A 1,678-nucleotide genomic window follows, 5' to 3' on the forward strand; every position below is an offset into this window, starting at 1 on the left:
CGGTGCGCGGCCCGGAAGACTGGATCGGCTGGGAGCTGTTCGGCAACCGGGCGCTCCGCATGGGCGACTGGAAGGCCGTGCATCTGTGCGCGCCGTTCGGCCCCGGCGCGTGGCAGCTCTACGACCTCGGGACCGACCCGGGCGAGACAGTGGACCTCGCAGCCTCGCGGCCCGACGTTCTCGAAACGCTCGCGGGCCTCTGGGACGAATACGCTGCGGCCAACACCGTCATCCTGCCGGATGCGTCGCCGCTCTGCCCGCCCGGAAACTGACATCGGCGCGCGCAGCCGACGCCCCTCCGGATGCAGGGGGACCGGATGCGTCCGGCGCCGTCCGCGATGGCGTTTCCAAGCGTCGCAAAAGGCGTCGGCGATCGCGTAGAGGGGCCCCCGAAATCCGGACACGGAGCTACGCTTGATCCGAGCGGGATGAAGGACGGACCGCGTGGCAGGGGAACGGAGACGGTACATCGCCGAGTTCAAGGCGAAGGTGGCGCTGGAGGCGATCCGGGCGAGGCGACGATTGGCGAGCCATTTGGAAGCATGGCGCGCACCAGACGCTGAGCAGCACGTGGCGGCGGCAGGCCATCGAGGGCATGGCGGGCGTGCTCTCGGGTAAGGCCGAGGCGGCGGCGGCCGAGCGTGAGGGCGAGCTGGAGAAGCTGCGCGCCAAGATCGGCCAGCTGGTGGTCGAGCGCGATTTGTTGTCCAAAGGCGAGCCAGCGAAGGCGCCACCGGTTCGAGCCCGCTGGCGAGCGGACGATGAGCGTCGCCCGGAGGCGTGGTCTGCCCCCCGCTGGGTCCCTCGATGATAATGAGGGTCCGTCTGCAGGGGACCGACGATGCGCAAGAGCAGATTCAGCGAAGACCAGATCATCGGCGTGCTGCGTGAGCAGGAGGCCGGGGTGGCGACGGCGGATGTGTGCCGCAAGCACGGCATCAGCGAGCAGACCTTGTACCGGTGGAAATCGCGGTATGGCGGCATGACGGCGTCGGACGCGGCGAAGCTGAAGACGCTGGAGGACGAGAACCGGCGGCTGAAGCGGCTGCTCGCTGAGGCGATGCTCGACGTGTCGGCGCTGAAGGATGTGCTGGGAAAAAACTGAGCCTGCCCGTCGATCGGCGGGAGGTCGCGCTTCGCTTCATGGCGGAGCACGGCCTCTCGCAGGTTCGAGCGACGAGCGAACAGTCCGGTGGACTGTTCGCCGCGAGAACGGCCTGCGCCCTGGCGATGGTCGACCCGAAGACGGTGCGGCGCGAGCCCGTCGCCGACAACCCGGAGATCCGGGCGCGGCTGCGCGCGCTCGCGGCCGAGCGCCGGCGCTTTGGTTATCGGCGACTGGGCGTGCTGCTCGAGCGTGAAGGCGTGATGATGAACGAGAAGAAGCTGTTCCGGCTCTACAGGGACGAGGGGCTGTCGGTGCGCCGCCGGCGCGGGCGCAAGCGCGCGACCGGGATGCGGGCGCCGGTGACCATCCCGCAAGGCCCCAACCAGCGCTGGTCGCTCGACTTCGTATCCGATGCGCTGGACTGGGGCCGGCGGTTCCGGGTGCTGGCGGTGGTCGACGACTTCACCCGCGAGGCCCTGGCGCTGGTCGTCGACACCTCGCTCTCCGGCGCCCGGGTCGCGCGGGAGCTCGACGCCCTGCTCGCCGTCCGGGGGCGGCCAGCGATGATCG

3 pseudogenes are annotated in these 1,678 nt (G+C 70.1%); all 3 read left to right on the forward strand.

Annotated features, from left to right (window positions below):
* Positions 1 to 272: pseudogene (locus V7Q31_RS19110) on the forward strand (hypothetical protein); the annotation flags it as partial.
* 172 nt (positions 273 to 444) lie between these two features.
* Positions 445 to 715, forward strand: a pseudogene (locus V7Q31_RS19115) (transposase); the annotation flags it as partial.
* Positions 716 to 841: 126 nt separating this feature from the next.
* A pseudogene (locus V7Q31_RS19120) lies at positions 842 to 1,678 on the forward strand (IS3 family transposase); the annotation flags it as partial.

Source organism: Rubrimonas sp. (genome assembly GCF_036788415.1).
Classification (GTDB): Bacteria; Pseudomonadota; Alphaproteobacteria; order Rhodobacterales; family Rhodobacteraceae; genus Rubrimonas.